Raw genomic sequence first — 17021 nt, forward strand, 5'->3', positions numbered from 1 at the left:
AAAGTCCTACAAATATCAAATTTTTCATATTTGTGGGGCTTTTCGTTTGTGCTAAGATTATATTGTGCATGAAAACGTATAGATTTGTCTTATTAAGACATAGGTATTTAAGTTTTTTCATTAGCTTAATTAAGGAGGCAGATATTATGAATTGGTTTAAGAACCTAAGAATATCTCAAAAGCTCATACCAACATATATACTTATAGCTCTTTTCATTGGACTTGTAGGGTTTATAGGACTACAGGATATGTCTAAGATTAATTCAAATGCAGTAGAGATGCATGATTATAATTTAGAGTCCATAAAAGCAATGACTACAATAAAGCAAGATGTTGCTGATATAGATTCAGATTTACTAAAGCTAACTTATCAAAATTTGAGTACAGATGAAAAAGCAAAATTAACAAAAGAAATCTATCAGTTAAGAGCATCTGATGATGATTTAATTAAAAATTATGAAGAGAAATTATTATCCAAGGAACAAGCGGATATATTCAGTCAAATGAAAGAGAATCTAAAGAAATTTAGAGATTCTGGAAGCAGAGTAATGCAATATTCAGTTATAAATAATAGTGATGAAGTAAATAAATCTTATTCTGAGGTTACAGAAGCAAAAGTTAGCTTATATGATAATTTTAATAAAATTATAGAAATGAATACTGTACAAGCTGATAATTCATATAAACAAAATAATGAAGTATTTTCTATTTCTAAAATAGTTATGATAGCTATAACAATAGTAGGCCTTATATTTGCAATTTTAATTGGAATTATTATATCTATGTTTATATCTAAAAATATGCAGGAACTTTTAAAATTTGCAAAATTGATAGGTGAGGGAAATCTAACTGGAAAAATAAAAAATGACACAAATGATGAAATAGGGGGAGTTGCAAAAGCTTTGAATAATGCGTCCCTAAATATTAGGAATCTAGTTTCAGAAATTATAAATAGTTCAAGTGAAATTAATTCAAATAGTAAGAAATTATCAATTGTTACTGAAGAGGTATCAGCAAAAATGGATATTGTTAATATATCCACGGAAGAAATAACAAAAGGGGTTCAAGACTTGAGTGCTACAGCTGAAGAGGTTGGGGCTTCAACTGAAGAAATAAGCTTAACAACCAATTTACTAGCAAATAGAGCGAAAGAAGCGGAAATATCGGTAAATAGTATTAAAGAAAGAGCATTTAATATAAAACAGAAGGCATCTAAAAGTATTGAAGATGGAAATAGAATTTATAGTATTAATCATAGTAATATTACTAAAGCCATTGAAGAAGTTAAGGTAGTTGAGGATGTAAAAGAAATGGCTAATTCAATTGGAGAAATAGCAGAGCAAACCAATTTACTAGCTCTCAATGCAGCAATAGAAGCAGCAAGAGCAGGGGAGCAAGGAAAAGGATTCGCAGTTGTAGCTGATGAAGTCAGAAGATTAGCTGAGCAATCAGCAAATACAGTTTCAGAAATCCAAAATACAATTAAGAAAATAGGAATCGCTGTGAGAAATTTATCTGAAAGTGGAGAAGATGTTCTTAATTATATGGATAATAATGTGAAACCAATTTATGAATTATTGATGAGCACAGGAATACAATACGAGAAAGATGCTGAATTTGTTAATGATATGGTAGTAGAAATATCACAATCCACAAAACAAATGAATGAAGTAGTAGAGCAAGTAAGTAAAGCTATAGAGATTGTATCTCAAACTGCTGAGGAATCATCAGCAGGAACACAAGAAATATCTAATAGTGTAGCAGAAATAACTCATTCAATAAATAGCATTGCAAAGTCTACACAGTCTCAAGCAGAGCAATCACAAATATTAAAGAATATGGTTCAAAAGTTCAAAATATAGATTAATAGATGGATATCTAAGAGTAGTACTTGAGGATATTCATTTTTTTCATCACAATTAGACGTTATATGCTATAATTGTTAATAGATATTTTACTGGGGGTTCTACTGATGCTAGAGAGAAAAAACAAATTCACTATTAAAAGGATGAATAAAACACTTTACATGAATAGTGAGCAAAGAAACTTTTTTAATAATAAGGTTTCATTAATAGTTGATTCATTAGTTGATTCACATAAGTTAAATAAAAGAGAATTTTTACAAAAGATTTTTAACGCAGCCTTTAAGCTTATACCAGAAGCTGAAAAGGGATCCTTTTATGAACTGAATGGAGACAAATATATCCCTATTTTTTTACAAGGCTATGATTATAGTATAATAAAAAGTTTGGAGTTAAGTGTTGATGAAGCTTTTAATGATTATGAATGTTCAAGTTTTTCAGATATAGATGCATATGAAGTGCATATTTCTGAGCGAAATGATAGTAGGTATAGTGAAGAGACTATTGAAATATTTAAAAAATTAGGAACGTACACGGATTTTACTTGTTTGTATGCACCAATACATGTAAATGGAATGAATTTAGGAGTAATATGTCTAGATAATTTTAATAAAACTGGATTTTCTAAGATGTCAAAAAAGATTCTTAAATTTTATGCTCAGTTAATTTCGAACTTTTATGCAGAGAAAATTAATAGAGAGAATGAAACTAAAAAGAATCAAGAAATAGTTACAGCATTAATATCCGCAATTGAAATTAAAGATATATATACAGAAGGCCATGCAAAGCGTGTTAAAGACTATAGTATTGCACTGGCTAGAGAATTGAATTTATCTGAAGAATTAATAAAAGATATTGGAACAGCAGCTATTTTACATGATGTAGGCAAGATTGGTATACCTAATGAAATTCTAATAAAAAAGGGAAAGCTTACTGAAGAAGAATATGAAATCATAAAGGAACATCCTTTATATACAAAAAAAGATTTAGAGAAAATTAGTGGGTTTGGTAAAATAGTAAACTATGCATATCATCATCATGAAAGATATGATGGACATGGATATCCAGAAGGATTAAAGGGTGATGAGATTCCATTTCCTGCCCAAATTATTCAGTTAGCTGATTCTTATGATGCAATAACATCAAAAAGATCTTATCGTGATGCTAAAACATCAGAAGAGGCACTAGAAATAATTAAAATTGAGTCAGGAAAGCAATTTAATCCTGAAATAGTAGGTGTAGCCTTAAGAGTTTTCGGAACACATAAATTAAATAATGAAGCTTGATAATCTAAAAAGATGCGTTTATTAATAAGCGCATCTTTTTTAGTATTTACTAATTAGTTGATTTTTCTTAATCCTCCAATTAAACAAAAAGAATGTAATGAAAGGATTTAATACAAAGTTAATCAAACATATATACTCATAATAGTTTAGCAGCTTAAATAAAATAAGAGAATTTTTAGTTGTAAAGTAAGCTCCAGCTATAATAAAGATAGTTAGAATATAGCTTGCATATTTAGTATGTTTTTCTTTGAGATTATATAGCTTTAGTATAGATAATAGCGCATAAAAAGTAATTATATATTTTAATAACCAACCATCAATGATTTGAAAAATAACATAAAGCTCACCAAATTCTAAAAATTGAAAGTAGCTTATTAGCTGAGTTTGTAGTAGTTTAGTGTAGTTCATTGACATGACCCTAGTAGGACCAAAGGTCATTATGATACCAGAAACAGAGATTATTTGCATTTGTATTAATATTAGGAGGGCTATAATAACATACTTAATAATTTTATTTTTCGAATCAGTAATTTTTGAAATGTAAGGTAAAGCTATGGAAACAGTACCATAGAGACCTAAAGTTTTTAGAATGCAAATAATAAAACCTCCATTAATTCCATGTTCTAAGATAGGAAATAAGTATGATATATGTTTATATTTAGATGTTAGCATTCCAAGGTTAATACCTGCCAGTGATATAAGTACAATACCTATTATTGTAACTGTTACAATGGCTACAATATCTTTATTTATAGTATAGAGTAATGGAATGGTAAAAAATAAAATAAGAAACCAGTTTGGGGTTTCTAAAAGCATATTTTCATGCATTGAGTCAGATTCCACAGAAGCACATTCAATCAAAGTAAGCAAAAGAGTTAGTAAGAATAGTATAAAAAAAGCATTGCCTAAATATTTACCTAACGCAGTTTGGTATATTTCTTTTATATTATAAGAATTATTTTTTCTCCAAACTCCTATTACGTATAAAAAGTAGAAGAAAATGATTATAGAGGATATTATTATTGCTATCCAGCTATCTCTTGCTCCATTTTTCACATATGTTGATGGATAGGTTTTTAATGAAACTATGGATACGCCTAGAATCAAAAATAGAAAGTGTCTAGGAGAGAATTTATCCATATGGTGCCTCCTTAAGTATGTAGTTTATGAAATATTTACAAAAGTATTATCTGCAAGATAATGAATATTATTACACCACTAGTAAGAAAATAAATTTGGTGATGAAATATGGATAATATAAAAGTTAATGACATAAAAAATAGGTTGGCAAACATTTATGATATTAAGTATCGAGATATAAGAAATGACAAAGGTAATATTACATTAATTTATGTGGATAGTCTTTGCGATGCAAAATTTATAAGTGAATATGTAATTGCTCCAATGATGAGATATACTCAAGCATGTAATGATATTGAGAAAATTAAAAAAGAAGTGATAGTTGCGTCTACGGTAAATGATATCAATTCTTTGGATCATGCGGTAGATCTTATTTTATCAGCTCATGTTGTAATAGTATTTTCATATTTAAATAAGGCAATTTATTGTGAGGCAAAGGGTTTCGTAAAAAGGGCAATTGATATACCTATTACTGAAACTGTAATTAAGGGCCCAAGAGAAGGCTTCACAGAGAATATACAAGATAATATATCAGCAATAAGAAGAAGAATAAAGACTCAAGATTTAAAGATAGAAAATATGAAGATTGGAAAATATTCAAAAACTGAAATAGCTATGATTTATATACAGGGTTCAGCTCCAGATAATCTTATAAATTACGTTCGAGGAAAAATAAATAACATAATAGAAGCTTATGGAGAAAACTCAGTGTTATCTGAAAATAATATTGAAGAAGAATTAAGGTGCAAAGGGACGGCATTTGATACTATAGGATATACTGAAAAACCTGATATTATATCATCAAAAATTATGGAAGGCAGAGTAGCTATATTGACGGATGGAACTAGCTTTGCAATTACAGCACCATACTTTTTTATAGAAAACTTTCAAACAACTGATGATTATACACTTAATAAGTTCTCAGCTAATTTGGGAAGGATATTAAGATGGTTTAGTTTTTTACTCGCAACGTTAATTCCAGGCTTATATCTTTCACTAATTACTTATCATTTTAAGCTTGTACCTACAATTTTTCTATATAGAATTGCAATATTTAGAGCTGGAGTTCCAGTTCCTACAGTAGTGGAACTTGTATATATGATAGTATTCTTTCAAATAATTAGGGAAGCTGGGGTCAGATTGCCACAACCCATAGGTCCTACTTTGAGTATAGTTGGAGCACTTATCTTAGGAGAGGCTGCAGTAAACTCTGGGCTTGCTTCTCAAGTTACTGTTGTAGTTGTAGCCATTACAGCAATAGCATCATATTTAATTCCTAGTATGCAAGCAGGGGTGTTTATGTGGAATCTGGTAATCATTGGTTTTTCTTCACTATTAGGGTTGCCTGGGTTTTACATGGGAGTAACTATATTTATTTCTCATCTTGCTAGCTTAACAAGTTGTGGATATCCATATCTTTATCCATTAGGAACATTAAAAAGGCTTAAGTATAAAGATGTAATCTTCAGAGGAGATTTAAAGAATATATCATCAGATATTCTTCCTAGGGAGGAGAAATCATGAAAAAAATAATATTAATAATGTTAATGATTATATCCTTGAACTTAAATGGCTGTTACAATTACAGGGATATGAATAAGCTTCTTTTTTCTAGCCTACAGATATATGATATAGATGAGAAAGAGGAGGAGTATAAAGTTTATAATGAGTGCTTTAAGGCGTTAAGAGGAGAAGGAGAAAAGGCTGGTTTAGAAAGAAAAGTTATTTTAAAAGGTAGAGGAAGAAGTATAAATGATGCATTAAATGATCTCTATATGTCTGCAGGTTATCAAATCGCTTATGATGTAAACAAGATTTTAATTTACACAGAGAGCGCTGCTAGATATGGCCTAGATAATTTTACAGATTTTCCAGATAGAGATCCAAAACCAACCTTAAGACAATTTATGTTTATATATGAGGGAGATCCTGAAAACTTTATTAACATTTCTTTAGACGATGAGAAGTATTTGGGAGAATTCCTTGAAAATATGATGTTATATCAAAATAAAGCTTCAAATATCATTGATTTAAGACTTAATAATTATTTAAATAATAAGCTTATGGGAAGTAGGACAAATGTTGTACCTATTGTTGAAAGGACCGAAAAATCCATAAAAACTAGAATTGGAGTTAATGGTGCAGCAGTTTTAGTAGATGGAAAAATGTTAGATAAAATTAATAATGAGCAAGTTGAGGCATATAACCTTTTAAACAATAAGCTTAAATCAGGAGGTTTATTTGTCGGAAACCCAGAGCATAAAGAAAAGATTGTTTCTCTAAATATTTTATCAAGTAAGCCTAAAAGAAAAGTATATTTAGAGGATGGTAGAGTTAAAGCCAATATAGTTATAGACACAAGACTATCTGTTAATGAAGCGCAAATTAGCTTAAGATTAAGTGATGATAATATTAGAAAAGAGATAAAAGGTAGTGCTGAAGAGAAGATAACAAAAAAGTGTAACGAATTATTTAATAAATTTAAAATGAATGGTATAGATATTTTGAATATTGAAAGAGAATTGAACATGAAATATCCCAATAATAATATAGAAAACCCAATATCAAAGACAGATTTAGAGGTTCAAGTAAATGTTAGAATTGATGGAAGCGGAGATATTAAGGATACACAAGGAAAATAATATTATATATATAAAAGAAAAGAAGAGTATAAGTAACTTATACTCTTCTTTATTTATTATTTAAGTTTAAAGTGATTAATTTCTGCTTCAAGTTTTTCGGCTAATTCTTTAAGTTCATTTGAAGCTGAAGTAAATTCGCTCATAACAGCTGTAATTTCTTCTGTTGAAGCAGATACTTCTTCTGTACTTGCAGAGTTTTCCTCAGCTACGGCAGATATACTTTGAATTCTATTAACGATATCATCCTTGTGAGCATTAGTATCATTAATTGAAGCCTGAGTTTCTTTGATTCCGTTCATTAAATCATTTATAGAATCAAGGATTTTACTGAAAATATCCTTAGTTTGACCTACTGCTGCAGTTTGTTCTCTAACAACAGATTTTGTAGTTTGCATTGAAGTAACTGCTAGTTCAGTATTTCCTTTAATATTCTCTATTAACTGTTGAATTTGATTAGTAGCACTAGTAGATTCTTCTGCTAGTTTTCTTATTTCTTCAGCTACCACTGAGAAACCTCTTCCAGCTTCACCAGCACGAGCAGCTTCGATAGCGGCATTAAGTGCTAACAGATTAGTCTGCTCAGCTATACTATTAATTGCATCAGTGATTAAGCCAATTTGAGCAGTTGATTCATTCATCTCATCTATAACATTAGAAACTGATATAGTTGAAGAATTTGCTTCCTCGGTTTTAGAAGTAAGTACATTAACTACCTTTAATCCATCTTGGCTAAGTGAATTAGTTTCATTGGAAATAGTATTCATCTTATTTGCTAGCTGCTCAATATTTTCAATTCTTAGTGCTAAATTATCAATAGCTTCAGCACCCTCTTGGATATCTCTAGCCTGAGAAGTTGTACCTTGAGCTACTTGGTCAATTGTTAAGCTAACTTCGTTTATAGCCTTTGCAGTTTCGTTGGCACTATCGTTAATAGATACTGCAGTCTCTGTTAATGAATTTGCTGAGTTTTTAACATTATCCATCATGTTGGTAATTTGATCTAACATTTCATTAAAGTTATCACCTAACTCTAAGAATTCATCCTTTGAATCTATCTTAATTCTTGAGGAAAGATCTCCAGCAGAGGCTTTTTCAAAAATTGCTTTTAAGTTTAATACATGTTTAGTAATTGATCTACTAGTTAAGATTGAAACTATGATTGAAATAACCGCTATAGCGAAAATAATATATAATGTTGTATTACGAATTCCATTGGTATCATTAGTTAGCTCAGTTTCATTCATTGCTGAAATAACTTTCCATCCAGTTATTGAATTAGTGGCATAACTAGAAAATTTCTTTTCACCTTTATATGTATAAGTTCCAAAACCTTTAGCTTTTGACTGAACATCTTTCCATATATCCAATTTAGTAACATTATTGGCACCTAATTCACCAGCATTTGGATGAGCAATAGCATTTCCAGCTGCATCAGTTATATATACATATCCACTATTTCCTAGTTTTATGTCTGATAGTTGTTTAGAAAGGGTATCTAAACTTAAATCAATAGACACAACACCTACGATTTGTCCATTGTTTTCAACTGCTTTAGAAACAGATACTACAAAGTTTCCACTGGAAGCATCTTTATATGGATCAGAAAAAACAACTTTACCTTTGTTTTCAACTGCTTTTTGATACCATGGTCTTATTGTAGGATCATAATCTGCAGGTAATTGTTGGGCAGGATATATGTCCATTTTTTTTGTAGCATGTCCAAAATATACATTTAAAAAGTCTTTATGACTATTTTTTATATCTCCCAATAATCCCATTACATTAGAAAGATACTCTGGATGAGCTTCAATATCTTTCAAATTAGCATTTACGGACATCATATCAGTAGTATTTTCAATACCTGTGAAGTAGTTATCTATGCTTTTATTTACTTGTGTAAGATTCTGATCTGCAGAAACTTGAAGCTTATTGCTTAATAGGGTATAAGACTGCTTGTACGATAATATTCCAAGTATTAAAACGGGCACAATACATAAAAGTAATAGAATACTTAATAGTCTCACTCTTATGCTGCTTAAATTTAATGAATTCTTACTTTTCTTCGACATATTAAACACTTCCTCTACAATATATTACATACTTTGATAATATCATATTTCTACTCGTGAATAAACAATAATCTGCAAAGAAAAATTTGAGTTTCTTAGTAAATTAATACGTAAATGTTATCAAAATTAGAAAAGTGAAAAATAATTGGCAATTTATTGTGAAATAATTACCAATTGGGCTAATTTTTTTAAATTATTATTTTTATATAAGCACACTTTAGTGCAAGAATTATCAGGAATGGTTTTTAATGATATAATAGTGATATATTACTACTAGTGAAAAAATAAATTATTCTGGAGGAAAATATGGCTAATAACACTGCATTAACACCAATCGAAGTAGCAGAACTTCTTAAAATATCTAAAAACACAGTCTATGAACTAATTAAACGTGGAGAACTTAATTCATACCGTGTTGGTAAGAAGGTTAGAGTTGATTTAGATGATGTTGAAGAATATAAAAATAGAACAAAAAGTAATAAAATTAAAAATGAAGATTCTATAGAAAATTCACAAATGAGCAATCCACTTTATTATAATGAACTACCGACCAACCAAGGGTTTGTAATATGCGGCCAAGATATAATATTAGATATTTTATCTAGATACCTTCAGAATCATCCTAATGGGACATTGGCATTACGATCCTATATAGGAAGTTATGATGGACTATATTCTCTTTATCATGGAAAGGTACATATTGCTACAGCACATCTTTGGGATGGTGAAACAGGACAATATAACATACCTTACGTTAAGAGATTACTTCCTGGAACTCCAGCAGTGATAATAAATTTAGCAACTAGATTACAAGGGTTTTATGTTAAAAATGGAAATCCAAAGAATATTAAGAGTTTTGAAGATCTTAAAAGAGAGGATATAACATTTGTTAATAGGGAAAAAGGTAGTGGAACAAGGATATTATTAGACGAATATCTAAAGAAATTAAAAATAGATTCTAGTAATTTAAAAGGATATAATAGAGAATGTTTTTCTCATTTGTTAGTAGCTAGTGCCGTAGTTAGAGGGAGCGCAGATGTTGGATTAGGAAATGAAAAGAATGGATTACAGGTTAGTGGAATTGATTTTATTCCACTGCACAAAGAAAGATATGAGATGGTAATAAAGAAAGAAGATTTAAATAAACCTCACTATAGAGCGGTAATAGAAATAATTAATTCGGAAGAGTTTAAAAGAGAACTAGAGGGAATTGGTGGATATGATTTATCAGAATTAGGTAAAGTTGTTGCAGAAACCTAAAGTAATAAGTTTAACAGAATATAAAAAATATTAAATCCCAGATGCTTAATGCATTCTGGGATTTTAATCTTCGCTTATAAATATTAAAAAATCTTCGTTTAAGGATATTCTCCATGGTAGAGGTTTATCCTTAATTAAATTCCATTCTTCAGTAGATATGTCCCACTGAAGATTATAATCATTAGGAGAAATGGGTTCTTTGTGTAGCTTAAGATAAACCATTCTTCTGAAAGGTGTTTCACAAGTATATGAAGGCCAAACATTAAAGCTATTAATGGAATTTTCTTTGGCTAAAGTTATATAATGAGCTCGTATACCTATATGTGTAATATCTGGAAGTATTTCTTTATTTAATTTAATAGTACATTTCCAGTCAGTTAGTTCTATAGTATTTGTGGAAATAGCTTTAGCTTTAGATAAGTTTTTACAACCAGTTATTTTTGCGGCTGCAATAGAAGAAGGATTTTTAAATATTTCATTTTTATCTCCATTTGAAACATTACGTCCTTTTGAAATTATAACTAAGTTTTCACATAAAGCATAGGCTTCTTCTAGGTTGTGAGTCACAAACAAAGTTGATCCGCTATAATTTGATAGAGTTTCAGTCATGTGTTTTATCATTATGCTTCTTAAATGATTATCTAAAGCAGAAAAAGGCTCATCTAAAAGCAAAGCTTCAGGTTCAACAGCAAGAGCTCTTGCTAAGGCAACCCTTTGCTGTTGTCCACCAGATAATTGATGAGGATAATTAGTTCTCAAGTTGCTAATTCTCATCAAATTTAAGTTCTCATTTGTAATTTCTCTTTTTTGAGTTTTTGAATAACCTTTCATAGCATAAGCAATATTTTCTTCTACAGTCATATGTGGGAAAAGAGCATAATTTTGAAAAAGAAAACCTATTTTCCTCTTTTGAATCGGAACATTAATTCCTTTTTCAGAATCAAAAAGTATCTTGTTATTTAAAATTATCTTACCACTATCAGGTTTTATTAAACCTGCAATACATTTTAAGGTAATACTTTTACCACAACCGGACTCACCTAGTATACCTAGCGTATGCTTGTTAGATTCAAAATTTACATTAAGATCAAACCCAGGTAAGGATTTTTTTATATCTACGAAAAGACTCATCTATTTATCCCTCCTTTAATGGAAAGATTACTTCCATTTCTAGTAAAGTAATTACTTAAAAGTATTACTATAAGTGAGAGGGTAAATATTAGTAATACCCAAAGCAGTGCTTTGTCCATTTCTCCACCTTCCATAGCGAAAAAGATTGCTATAGGAATGGTTTGAGTTTTACCAGGAATATTACCAGCAATCATAAGAGTTGCACCAAATTCACCTAATGATCTTGTGAATGCAAGAATTGTACCAGCAGCAATTCCGGGCCAAGCTAAAGGAATTGTTATAGTCCAAAATATCCTAAGCTCTGACACACCAAGAGTTCTTGCGGCATTTAGTAAGTTTTCATCTATTTGAGCAAAGGCACCTTTAGATGTTCTATACATTAACGGAAAGGCAACAACGGAAGCAGCGATAACAGTTGCTGGCCAAGAGAAAATTATATTTATCCCTATTGAATAAAGAAGCTTACCTATAGGGCTATTTCTACCGAATATCACAAGTAGAAAGAAGCCTAATACGGTAGGAGGCAGTACCATTGGTAAAATAAAAATAGTATCTATAATACTATGAAATCTACCTTTTTTTATAGTTAAAAACCAAGCCGCTATTATTCCGAGGAAGAAGGTAATAGTTGTAGCAAAAAAGGCAGTTTTCATTGATATCCATAAAGGTGTTAAATCCATTTCCATAGGTAGTACCTCCTTGATTATTTTTATTTTGGCATAAAAGTAAACCCGTATTTTTCAAAGACAACTTTCGATTTGTCGCTGGATAGATATCTTAAAAATTCATTAGCAGCATCAGCATTTTTACTACCTTTTAAAACTGCAGCAGGATATAAAACTGAGCTATAGGAGTCTGATGGGGCTTCGCAGATTATTTTTACTTTTGAAGATGTTTTTGCATCAGTTGCGTAAACAACACCTGCATCCGCATTTGCGCTTTCAGTCCAAGTTAATACTTCTTTAACGTCTTTTCCATAAACAGCTTTGTTTTTAACTTTATCTAAAATGTTAAGTTTAGTGAAAACTTGTTCAGCATATTGACCTGCAGGGACACTTTTTGCTTCTCCTAGAGCAATTTTTTTCACTGAATCATTTGCGATATCATTAAAAGAAGTAAGACTTAATGAACTTTCATTAGGTACGATTAAAACAACCTTATTACCAAGTAGATTTATACGAGAATCATCTTGAATTAAACTTTTATCTTTTAATGAATCCATTTGCTTCGGAGCTGCAGATATAAATATATCAGCTTCAGCCCCTTGCTCTATTTGTTGTTCAAGAGTACCAGATGCTCCAAAATTATAAGTTAATTTAACATTTGGTTTATCTTTAGTATATAAAGTCTTAATTTCCTCCATTGAATCCTTTAAGCTTGCAGCTGCTGATATGGTAAGTGTTATTTGTTTATTATCTGCAGAAACATCTTTAGCTTTTTGAGAACAACCAGTAGCTGAAATAATAAATATAGTAGTTAAAATAGATATTATTATTTTTTTTGTGTACCTCATAAATAGACCCCCTTTTTGTAAATATAATGACATGAAGTGACAAAACGTGATTAAAACATACGAAAATGAAATATTTTATAATGTTTTATAACGTTTTGTACTGTTTTGTTATATTATAAAAGCAATGGAAGTAAAAATCAATATTTTAAAAATAAAAGAAAATTTATACAAAAAGTAAAAAGAAAATGTTTTCTAATTGATATATAATTAATTAAAAAGTGAGTTTGATGATAAATTATTAAATATTATGTAAAGCTTCTTAAGCTATATGATTATGGGGGATTTCAAGTTTATTGTGTTGATAGCATGTGGAGAAGTATGATACAATGATTGAAATATTTAACAAAATAGATAGATTGGAGGGAATTGATATGCCATTAATTAAACCAGCTGCTTTAAAGCCAGGAGATAAGGTAGCAACCATAAGTCTTTCTTGGGGAGGAGCAGGAGATAGAGATATTATTTGGAGATACAACATTGGTAAGAAGAGACTAGAAGAAGAGTTTGGTTTACAAGTTGTAGAAATGCCAAACACCTTAAAGGGAACTGAATTTATTTATAACAATCCTAAAAAGCGAGCTGAGGATTTAATGATGGCATTTAAGGATGAGTCTATTAAAGGGATTTTCTCCTGTATAGGTGGGAGTGAAAGTATCAGAATCCTACCATATATAGATCTTGATGTAATCAGGAATAATCCTAAAGTATTTATAGGGTATTCAGACACGACAATAACACATATGATATGCTATAAAGCTGGATTATCTTCGTTCTATGGACCTTCTATCTTATGTGAGTTTGCAGAGAATGTTTCAATGCATGATTACACAAAACTTTGGATTAATAAAGTTTTATTTAATAATGGAGTAATAGGGAGTATCTCAGCTTCTGAAGTTTGGACAAGCGAATTAGTGCCTTGGGAAGAGAAAAATAAGAATATTTCTAGAAAATTAGAAAAGAATCAGGGGTATGAATTATTACAAGGTAAGGGTAAGATTCAAGGAAGATTAATTGGTGGCTGTATTGAAGTTCTAGAAATGATGAAAGGTACTGAATTATGGCCAAGTATAGATGAATTTGAAAATGGAATCTTATTTCTTGAGACTTCAGAAGATAAACCAGATCCAGCACTTGTTGAATGTTGGATAAGAAGCTATGGTACACTTGGAATTCTAAATAAAATCAATGGAATAGTTTTCGCAAAACCTTATGATGATTGCTATTATGATGAATATAAAGAAGCCATATTAACTGTTGTAAGGAATGAGCTAAAGCTTAAAGACTTACCTATTTTATATAATGTAAATTTTGGACATACTTCACCTATGTGCATATTACCTTATGGTGCTTTAGCAGAAATAAATTGCGAAGATGTTTCCTTTAGTATATTAGAACCTGGAGTTATATAAATTAATAGAAGGGGGAATTATTGTGAATTCAAGTAAAGAGGATTTAGAAAAATCGATAGAAGAAATAGATGAATATAATAAAAGTGTTAATAGTCCTTCATATTGGACTTCAGGAAAGCAAACACTTCTAGTTAAAAATTTTAGTAAATCAAAAATAGGATTGATTGTTGTTGGAAGTTTAGGAATTTTGTTTTCAATAATTGTATTAATCATAATGGGTTCAAGCGGAAATATAGATGCTTCAAATATATTTAGCCTAATACCTGTCCTTTTATTTTCAGTGTTATTTTTCATAAAAGGAATAAAAATATCTAAGTAGTAGAGTATTTAATTATAGAATTTTTCTGATATAATTTGTTTTAAGAGATAAAAACACGATTCGGTTGGTAGTCCGGATGCATAGATAATAACTTTGTAAGTAACCTGCCCTCCTGGGGTTGTCCGTTCTCTGTAGTTATATACAATTCAGGAGGAAACAAAAATGAATACGGAAATTAAACTTACGGTCTTTTTTCAGGACCCTTTTTGGGTTGGAGTCTTTGAAAAATCTGAAGGAGATAAGCTATCTGTAGCTAGAGTTGTGTTTGGTTCAGAACCAAAGGATTATGAAGTATATGAATATATACTTAGAAATTATACGGCTTTAAAATTTAGTATTTCTCTTCAGGTTGAAAAAGAAATTGCTAGAGTAATAAATCCTAAAAGACTTCAAAGAAAACTAAAGAAAGAAATTCAAGAGAAGGGTATAGGAACAAAAGCTCAAGAAGTTATAAAGCTTCAGTATGAAACTCAAAAGGAAGAAAGACGACATAGAAGAAAAGAATATCGTAAGGAAATTGAAGAGGAAAGATTCATAAAAAAACAAGAAAAGAAAAAACAAAAGAAAAAAGGACACTAGTAAAATTAAATATTTATGAATTATTAAAGAGTATCTCAAATTATTTTGGGATACTCTTTTTTATAGTGTGAGAATTTATCATAAATTTTCTTATTTAGTTATTTACAATGGAAAAAAGTAGGAGTAAAATAAAATTAAACAGTGTTCAATAAAAATACACTGTTTAAAAATGGAGGGTAATATGAGTATATCTGAGAGAAGAGAAAATGAAAAAGAAGCTATAAAAAATAAAATAATAGATGCTGCAAAAGAAATATTAGTTGAAGAAGGATTTGAAAAATTATCAATAAGAAAGATAGCAAATAAAATAGAATATTCTCCAGGAATTATTTATCATTACTTTAAAGATAAAGGAGATATTATCTCTGTAATGGTTGGAGAAGGGTATAAGAGAATATTAGAGACCATAAGTAAAGTGCCTTTAAATAGAGAAAATCCAGAAAAGACATTAGAGGAAGGATTAAGGCTTTATATAGATTTGATGCTTAAATCACCAGAAGAATTCAAGATTATTTTAATGAGTAATATTGAAGAAGTTAAGGATAAGGTAAATATTTTAGAGAGAGGAATCTCAAAAGAAAGAAAAAGTCTTCAAGGCTTATGCAATCTAGTAAGCTTAGGAATGGAAACAGGGAAATTTAAACCTATGGATGTTGAACTTACTGCACAAATATTATGGACAGCAACTCATGGATTAATTTCAAGACTTATTTTAGAAGAAAATATTTCAAAAGAGCAAAAAGAAAGGCTTATTAATCATCACTTTGAAATACTTATTAATGGAATAAAGATTTAAAAGGAGTGTAAATTATGAAAACATTAATTGCTTATGCTACCAAACATGGATTTACAGAAAAATGTGTCGGGATACTAGAACAATCTCTAGAAGGAGAGGTTCAGAAGTTAGACCTAACTAAAGAAGCTGAAACTGATTTATCAAAATACGATAAGATAATTATTGGAGGATCAGTTTATATGGGACAAATACTAAAGGAAGTAAAAACTTTCTGCACTAAAAATCTTGATATCCTTAAAGATAAGAGAGTTGCACTTTTTATTTGTGGTATGAGAGATGGGGCAGAAGCAGAGCAAGAAATAAATATGGCTTACCCAAAGGAACTTTTAGAAACTACAATAACTAAGGGATTCTTTGGTGGAGAATTTATTTTTAGTAAGTTAAATTTTCTAGAGAGATTTATTGTAAAGAAGGTTACAAAAAGTGATAAAGATAGCTCAACTTTATCAAAAGAAAATATAGATAAATTTGCGAAAAATATAAATAAAGCTTAATAAATAAAAGGGAGTATTATTATGAAAAAAGTTTTAAAAGTATTGCTGACTGTATTAGTTATCCTAATATTAGTTATAGCTAGTGGAATATTTTACATGACTAGAGGATTAAGCTCAGGGAAAGAAGTAAGTGTGAATAAAATAGATGTATCAAAATTAAGTGACGGAGTTTATCACGGACAGTATAAAGAAGGAAGATGGACTAATGAATTAGATGTAACTGTTAAAAATCATAAGATTACTGATATAAATGTAACTAAGGATGTTAAGTTTAATCTTTCTGATGTAACAAAGAATATTACTAAAGAAGTTATAGGCAAACAAAATACAGATGTTGATATTGTGACCGGTGCAACTGTAACAAGTAAAGCATATCTTAAATCTATAGAAAATGCGCTAAGCAAATAAGTTTAATAACAGGTACATGCCTAATTTTTATAAGCATGTACCTGTTTTTTCTTTATTTTATGTAATTTATTTAGAAAAATAGTATAATTGAAATTAAAACAAAGAGATAACAA

Annotated in this window: 16 protein-coding genes; 11 read left to right on the forward strand and 5 right to left on the reverse strand. The window is 29.7% G+C overall.

Annotation, left to right across the window (positions count from 1 at the left end; genetic code table 11):
- The first annotated feature begins 146 nt into the window (after nt 1-146).
- Nucleotides 147-1862, forward strand: coding sequence for a methyl-accepting chemotaxis protein (locus JK634_RS20065; RefSeq protein WP_202769541.1), 1716 nt, complete (start codon nt 147-149; stop codon nt 1860-1862).
- Nucleotides 1863-1972: 110 nt separating this feature from the next.
- A complete protein-coding gene (locus tag JK634_RS20070) occupies nt 1973-3148 on the forward strand; it encodes an HD-GYP domain-containing protein (protein ID WP_243425662.1) in 1176 nt (391 codons plus the stop codon).
- A gap of 39 nt (nt 3149-3187) precedes the next feature.
- Here the strand turns inward: JK634_RS20070 and JK634_RS20075 are convergent, their stop codons facing one another.
- Nucleotides 3188-4288 (reverse strand): endospore germination permease, encoded by a 1101-nt coding sequence (locus tag JK634_RS20075; RefSeq protein WP_202769542.1) that lies wholly within the window; start codon nt 4286-4288, stop codon nt 3188-3190.
- A 108-nt stretch (nt 4289-4396) separates the two neighbouring features.
- Here JK634_RS20075 and JK634_RS20080 point away from each other — a divergent pair, with 108 nt between their 5' ends.
- Both JK634_RS20080 and JK634_RS20085 read left to right on the forward strand, forming a co-directional pair.
- Nucleotides 4397-5812, forward strand: a complete 1416-nt coding sequence (locus JK634_RS20080; protein WP_202769543.1) for a spore germination protein — start codon at nt 4397-4399, stop codon at nt 5810-5812.
- Entirely contained in the window at nt 5809-6930 is a 1122-nt protein-coding gene (locus tag JK634_RS20085; RefSeq protein ID WP_202769544.1) for a Ger(x)C family spore germination protein, read from the forward strand. The genes JK634_RS20080 and JK634_RS20085 overlap by 4 nt, the downstream gene beginning before the upstream one ends.
- Before the next feature lie 56 nt (nt 6931-6986).
- On the opposite strand, the gene JK634_RS20090 is transcribed toward JK634_RS20085, so the two are convergent.
- Nucleotides 6987-8999, reverse strand: a complete 2013-nt coding sequence (locus tag JK634_RS20090) for a methyl-accepting chemotaxis protein (RefSeq protein ID WP_202769545.1) — start codon at nt 8997-8999, stop codon at nt 6987-6989.
- A gap of 306 nt (nt 9000-9305) precedes the next feature.
- Here JK634_RS20090 and JK634_RS20095 point away from each other — a divergent pair, with 306 nt between their 5' ends.
- Nucleotides 9306-10259: a substrate-binding domain-containing protein gene (locus tag JK634_RS20095; protein ID WP_202769546.1), complete on the forward strand. Its 954-nt coding sequence runs from the start codon at nt 9306-9308 to the stop codon at nt 10257-10259.
- Nucleotides 10260-10322: 63 nt separating this feature from the next.
- On the opposite strand, the gene JK634_RS20100 is transcribed toward JK634_RS20095, so the two are convergent.
- From JK634_RS20100 to modA, 3 genes are read right to left on the reverse strand one after another with little or no spacing between them, the layout of a single operon-like run.
- On the reverse strand, nt 10323-11390 hold the full coding sequence (locus JK634_RS20100; protein WP_202769547.1) for a sulfate/molybdate ABC transporter ATP-binding protein: 1068 nt from the start codon (nt 11388-11390) through the stop codon (nt 10323-10325).
- Complete coding sequence (gene modB, locus JK634_RS20105) at nt 11387-12076, reverse strand: molybdate ABC transporter permease subunit (protein ID WP_202769548.1); 690 nt, start codon at nt 12074-12076, stop codon at nt 11387-11389. Before modB ends, JK634_RS20100 begins: the two co-directional genes overlap by 4 nt.
- 23 nt (nt 12077-12099) lie before the next feature.
- Nucleotides 12100-12903, reverse strand: coding sequence for a molybdate ABC transporter substrate-binding protein (gene modA, locus JK634_RS20110; protein WP_202769549.1), 804 nt, complete (start codon nt 12901-12903; stop codon nt 12100-12102).
- A gap of 371 nt (nt 12904-13274) precedes the next feature.
- On the opposite strand from modA, the gene JK634_RS20115 reads away from it, so the two are divergent.
- The 6 genes from JK634_RS20115 to JK634_RS20140 all read left to right on the forward strand — a co-directional run bounded on the left by JK634_RS20115 (nt 13275) and on the right by JK634_RS20140 (nt 16908).
- Nucleotides 13275-14312, forward strand: a complete 1038-nt coding sequence (locus tag JK634_RS20115) for a S66 family peptidase (RefSeq protein WP_202769577.1) — start codon at nt 13275-13277, stop codon at nt 14310-14312.
- Nucleotides 14313-14334: 22 nt separating this feature from the next.
- Entirely contained in the window at nt 14335-14631 is a 297-nt protein-coding gene (locus JK634_RS20120) for a hypothetical protein (protein ID WP_202769550.1), read from the forward strand.
- 162 nt (nt 14632-14793) lie between these two features.
- Nucleotides 14794-15210, forward strand: coding sequence for a YjdF family protein (locus JK634_RS20125; RefSeq protein ID WP_202769551.1), 417 nt, complete (start codon nt 14794-14796; stop codon nt 15208-15210).
- A 181-nt stretch (nt 15211-15391) separates the two neighbouring features.
- Nucleotides 15392-16006, forward strand: a complete 615-nt coding sequence (locus JK634_RS20130; protein ID WP_202769552.1) for a TetR/AcrR family transcriptional regulator — start codon at nt 15392-15394, stop codon at nt 16004-16006.
- 14 nt (nt 16007-16020) lie between these two features.
- Nucleotides 16021-16500 carry a flavodoxin domain-containing protein gene (locus JK634_RS20135; protein ID WP_202769553.1) on the forward strand — a complete coding sequence of 160 codons (480 nt, stop codon included), beginning with the start codon at nt 16021-16023 and terminating at the stop codon, nt 16498-16500.
- Between the two features lie 21 nt (nt 16501-16521).
- Nucleotides 16522-16908, forward strand: coding sequence for an FMN-binding protein (locus JK634_RS20140; protein ID WP_202769554.1), 387 nt, complete (start codon nt 16522-16524; stop codon nt 16906-16908).
- Nucleotides 16909-17021: the final 113 nt, after the last annotated feature.

This window comes from Clostridium paridis (assembly GCF_016765615.1).
GTDB classification, from domain to species: Bacteria; Bacillota; Clostridia; order Clostridiales; family Clostridiaceae; genus Clostridium_T; species Clostridium_T paridis.

What these genes read in the sequence shown, in the direction of transcription:
- JK634_RS20065 (WP_202769541.1), top strand. Translation starts at nt 147, where the DNA reads ATGAATTGGTTTAAGAACCTAAGAATATCTCAAAAGCTCATACCAACA.
- JK634_RS20070 (WP_243425662.1), top strand. Translation starts at nt 1,973, where the DNA reads ATGCTAGAGAGAAAAAACAAATTCACTATTAAAAGGATGAATAAAACA.
- JK634_RS20075 (WP_202769542.1), bottom strand. Translation starts at nt 4,288, where the DNA reads ATGGATAAATTCTCTCCTAGACACTTTCTATTTTTGATTCTAGGCGTA.
- JK634_RS20080 (WP_202769543.1), top strand. Translation starts at nt 4,397, where the DNA reads ATGGATAATATAAAAGTTAATGACATAAAAAATAGGTTGGCAAACATT.
- JK634_RS20085 (WP_202769544.1), top strand. Translation starts at nt 5,809, where the DNA reads ATGAAAAAAATAATATTAATAATGTTAATGATTATATCCTTGAACTTA.
- JK634_RS20090 (WP_202769545.1), bottom strand. Translation starts at nt 8,999, where the DNA reads ATGTCGAAGAAAAGTAAGAATTCATTAAATTTAAGCAGCATAAGAGTG.
- JK634_RS20095 (WP_202769546.1), top strand. Translation starts at nt 9,306, where the DNA reads ATGGCTAATAACACTGCATTAACACCAATCGAAGTAGCAGAACTTCTT.
- JK634_RS20100 (WP_202769547.1), bottom strand. Translation starts at nt 11,390, where the DNA reads ATGAGTCTTTTCGTAGATATAAAAAAATCCTTACCTGGGTTTGATCTT.
- modB (WP_202769548.1), bottom strand. Translation starts at nt 12,076, where the DNA reads ATGGAAATGGATTTAACACCTTTATGGATATCAATGAAAACTGCCTTT.
- modA (WP_202769549.1), bottom strand. Translation starts at nt 12,903, where the DNA reads ATGAGGTACACAAAAAAAATAATAATATCTATTTTAACTACTATATTT.
- JK634_RS20115 (WP_202769577.1), top strand. Translation starts at nt 13,275, where the DNA reads ATGCCATTAATTAAACCAGCTGCTTTAAAGCCAGGAGATAAGGTAGCA.
- JK634_RS20125 (WP_202769551.1), top strand. Translation starts at nt 14,794, where the DNA reads ATGAATACGGAAATTAAACTTACGGTCTTTTTTCAGGACCCTTTTTGG.
- JK634_RS20130 (WP_202769552.1), top strand. Translation starts at nt 15,392, where the DNA reads ATGAGTATATCTGAGAGAAGAGAAAATGAAAAAGAAGCTATAAAAAAT.
- JK634_RS20135 (WP_202769553.1), top strand. Translation starts at nt 16,021, where the DNA reads ATGAAAACATTAATTGCTTATGCTACCAAACATGGATTTACAGAAAAA.
- JK634_RS20140 (WP_202769554.1), top strand. Translation starts at nt 16,522, where the DNA reads ATGAAAAAAGTTTTAAAAGTATTGCTGACTGTATTAGTTATCCTAATA.